4 protein-coding genes are annotated in these 3,179 nt (G+C 43.8%); 2 read left to right on the forward strand and 2 right to left on the reverse strand.

The window, feature by feature from the left end; all coding sequences use genetic code 11:
• On the forward strand, window positions 1-198 hold a 198-nt coding region (locus tag AB3112_RS10020; RefSeq protein WP_367334415.1), incomplete at its 5' end, for an SDR family oxidoreductase.
• A gap of 51 nt (window positions 199-249) precedes the next feature.
• Here AB3112_RS10020 and AB3112_RS10025 read toward each other — a convergent pair.
• On the reverse strand, window positions 250-1,071 hold the full coding sequence (locus AB3112_RS10025; protein WP_057910012.1) for a DNA/RNA non-specific endonuclease: 822 nt from the start codon (window positions 1,069-1,071) through the stop codon (window positions 250-252).
• A gap of 375 nt (window positions 1,072-1,446) precedes the next feature.
• Window positions 1,447-2,400, reverse strand: a complete 954-nt coding sequence (locus AB3112_RS10030) for an aldo/keto reductase family oxidoreductase (protein ID WP_084973065.1) — start codon at window positions 2,398-2,400, stop codon at window positions 1,447-1,449.
• A gap of 117 nt (window positions 2,401-2,517) precedes the next feature.
• On the opposite strand from AB3112_RS10030, the gene AB3112_RS10035 reads away from it, so the two are divergent.
• Window positions 2,518-3,129 (forward strand): DedA family protein, encoded by a 612-nt coding sequence (locus tag AB3112_RS10035; protein WP_084973063.1) that lies wholly within the window; start codon window positions 2,518-2,520, stop codon window positions 3,127-3,129.
• Window positions 3,130-3,179 lie beyond the last annotated feature (50 nt).

Raw genomic sequence — 3,179 nt, forward strand, 5'->3', positions numbered from 1 at the left:
GTTAACAATGTCCACCCAGGTTGGATTGCCACTGATATCGTCCCTAAAGGCTATGAAGAAGCACTTACCAAGACCATTCCGGTTGGTCATATGGGTGAACCGGTTGATATTGGTGAAATTTGTGTCTATCTTGGCAGCGACGAATCGAAATTTGCCAATGGTGCCGACTTTGTGATTGATGGCGCACAACGGGCTTAAAATCATTAACATAAATGAAACGAGTTGCCAATTAATCCGGCACTCGTTTTTTTACGGTTCCGGAACAGTCATCGACCGGTCGATGTGTGAACGACCTGTTGCGTAGTCAAATTGCACATTTGGCTGAACGTTAAATAAGTAGACGTTGAAATTAAGCGATCGATTGGTTGAAATGGCTTCCAAGTGAATTCCTCTCGCCATTAGCTCATTTCCCCGGAAAATTGGTTTGGCAAAGAAGATAACCTTATTACCCTTACGAAGCGACTCGCGGATTTTACTTTCAAAGATGGTCTGAATGCGTTGGTTGGAAAAGCTTGTCTGGGTAAATAGATTTTTGGGGTTATTTTGATCACCAGAAATGTCATTGGGTTGATATTGCCCGGAAGAACTGATTCCGCCAGAAATCGAATAGGCGATCAAATGGCCCCGGTTAATGATTGGCTGACCGTTGACAAACTTCTGGTGCCAAGCAGTCGGCTCAACGTACTGACGAACGCGATTCTCATCGGAGACCACGTTTCTGGGTTCCAAGTAGGCTAAATTGCCAGTGCTGGTCCGGTTAAAATTGTCCAAGTTGGCATAAATCACTTTGTTGGTTTTCCATGAGTTGGGATCCAGTTGGGCTTTATTATGGTTCACAAAGATATAACTGGGATCTCCGGAATGATAGTCAAGTTTCGCCAATTGGTCGCTTGGAACGCTTTTACTGGTGTGAAATAAAGAACTGGAAATCTGACTAACTATTGAATTGAGACTGGTCGGTTGTTGGCCTAATCCAAACCACATGCCGGCGAGAATAACGATCAATGAGACGATGCTTTTAAGGCCCAGGGTAGATTTTTTTCTGCGATGATACTTCTTATGTTGACTCATGGTTTGTCCTCGATTCTATATGTAAGCTTCACCTTCAAACATACCAGAAAGGGATGCTTGAAGGCAAGCGTGTAAGGAGAGTATGCACACTTGTGTGCAATTTGCCGGGGAAAGCAACAATGGCTTTTTTGCCATCACTTTATATATACGCAAAAATGACGGCCAAGTTTTCTTTTTGGCCGTCATTTTTTGTTTTTTCTGTAGGGAAGTGATTGGTGGTTGCTTTGAACGCTGTTTCTTTTTACCTTGAAAAACGTGCTCCGACGCAACTGACACTGCGATCTAAGGTCCTCTAATTAAAATCCAAAATCAGGATTTCAATTAGAGGACCCTTAGTTCTCCGTGTCAAACCGTTGCTCGTCGCACTCTCTATTTCTATGGCAGCACATTTCCCGCCGCGAAGAACAGATCATACCACTCTTGCTTGGTTAACTCGATATCAGCACCCGCCGCGCTATCCTTGATATGTTCTGGGTTCATTGTTCCCAGTAATACTTGGACATGGGCCGGGTGTCTCAAAATCCAGGCCGTTGCGATCGCATTCTTTGAGACGTGATATTTGTCACCCAATTCGGCTAACTTATCGTTTAATTTCTCAAACTTCGGATTATTGATGTACATGCCTTCAAACAAGCCATAGTTGAATGGGGACCACGCTTGAATCGTCATGTTCTTTCGACGCGAGTACTCCATAATGCCGCCATCGTGCATGACACTTGCATCATCGACCATGTTAACGTGCATGCCTTCCTTGATCATCCCAGAATGAACCACGTTAAATTGTAATTGGTTAATCATCAGGCGTTGGCTAATCCATGACTGGACCATTTCAACTTGTTCCGGGTTGAAGTTGGATACGCCAAAATGACGAACCTTGCCTTCACGCTGCAATGTATCAAAAGCTTCGGCGATGTCGTCTGCCTCCATCAATGGATCTGGACGATGAAGCAGGAATGAGTCCAGATAGTCAATGCCCATTCTTTCCAAAATGCCATCAACGGCGTCAATCAAATGTTGCTTGGAGAAATCATACCGCTGACCAAACACTAAGCCATCGTGACTACGTTCCGGATCCAAAATAATGCCACCTTTGGACTGAATGAAGAGTTGGTCACGTGAAACGCCAGAAGCCTTCAACGCTTCCTTGAATTTAGTCTCTGATTGACCATCACCATAAATATCGGCTGAATCAATAAAATTAATTCCGGAATCGACTGCGGCTTCAATTGATTTTGCGGCATCTGCCGTTTCCATCCCAGCCATTCTCATGATACCCAGTGCAACTGCTGAAGCTTCAAAACTTGTGTTTCCAATTTTGACAGTTTTCATGTTGATCCTCCTTTATTGCTTAGGTTAATTATACGGCAAAAAAGGTGGGGTCGAAAAGACGTAGTTGGCGAATATGGTATAATTTCTTTACTTAAAATATGAAATGAGGATATTAATTTGAGCGAAAATACAATTACTGAACTGATCAATCAGTATGGCTACTTCGGAATTGCATTTTTAATCGCTATTGAAAATATCTTTCCGCCAATTCCATCCGAACTGGTTTTAGTGTTTACCGGATACTTGACGGTGACCAGCAAACTGACAGTTTGGGGATCCATTTTGTCGGCCACTTTTGGTGCCTTAGCCGGCGCAATGGTTCTTTACGGGGTGGGCCGGCTGCTGAGCGTCAAACAGATTGAAAAATTAGTGTCCGGTCGTTTCGGTAAGCTGATGCACCTGAAACCAACCGATATTGAGAAAGCCGCCAGGTATTTCAACAATCATGGTGGCAAGGCCATTTTAATTGGCCGTTGTATTCCGGTCGTCAGGAGCCTAATTTCAATTCCGGCGGGAATGACTGGCTTTTCATTTAGCCGTTTTTGCCTGTTAACCACAATTGGAACGCTCGTCTGGAACACGGTTTTAATTGTGGTTGGCCACTTTGCCGGCCGAGCTTGGACCCAGATCTTAGGGATGATTGACCAGTGGTTGATGGTGATTTTAGTAGTTGTCTTAGTCATCACTGCTTGCTTTGTTTACTATCAATTTTCGCGAAAAAGTGAATAGACTTCCTGCGTGTGGCCGTAATTGTGATTGCGGCTTTTTTTGTTTAAAAA

This window comes from Lentilactobacillus sp. (assembly GCF_040773105.1).
In the GTDB taxonomy this organism is placed as follows: domain Bacteria; phylum Bacillota; class Bacilli; order Lactobacillales; family Lactobacillaceae; genus Lentilactobacillus; species Lentilactobacillus parabuchneri.

Excerpts from the sequence above, each read along its gene's own strand:
- AB3112_RS10025 (WP_057910012.1), bottom strand. The coding sequence starts at position 1,071 with ATGAGTCAACATAAGAAGTATCATCGCAGAAAAAAATCTACCCTGGGC.
- AB3112_RS10030 (WP_084973065.1), bottom strand. The coding sequence starts at position 2,400 with ATGAAAACTGTCAAAATTGGAAACACAAGTTTTGAAGCTTCAGCAGTT.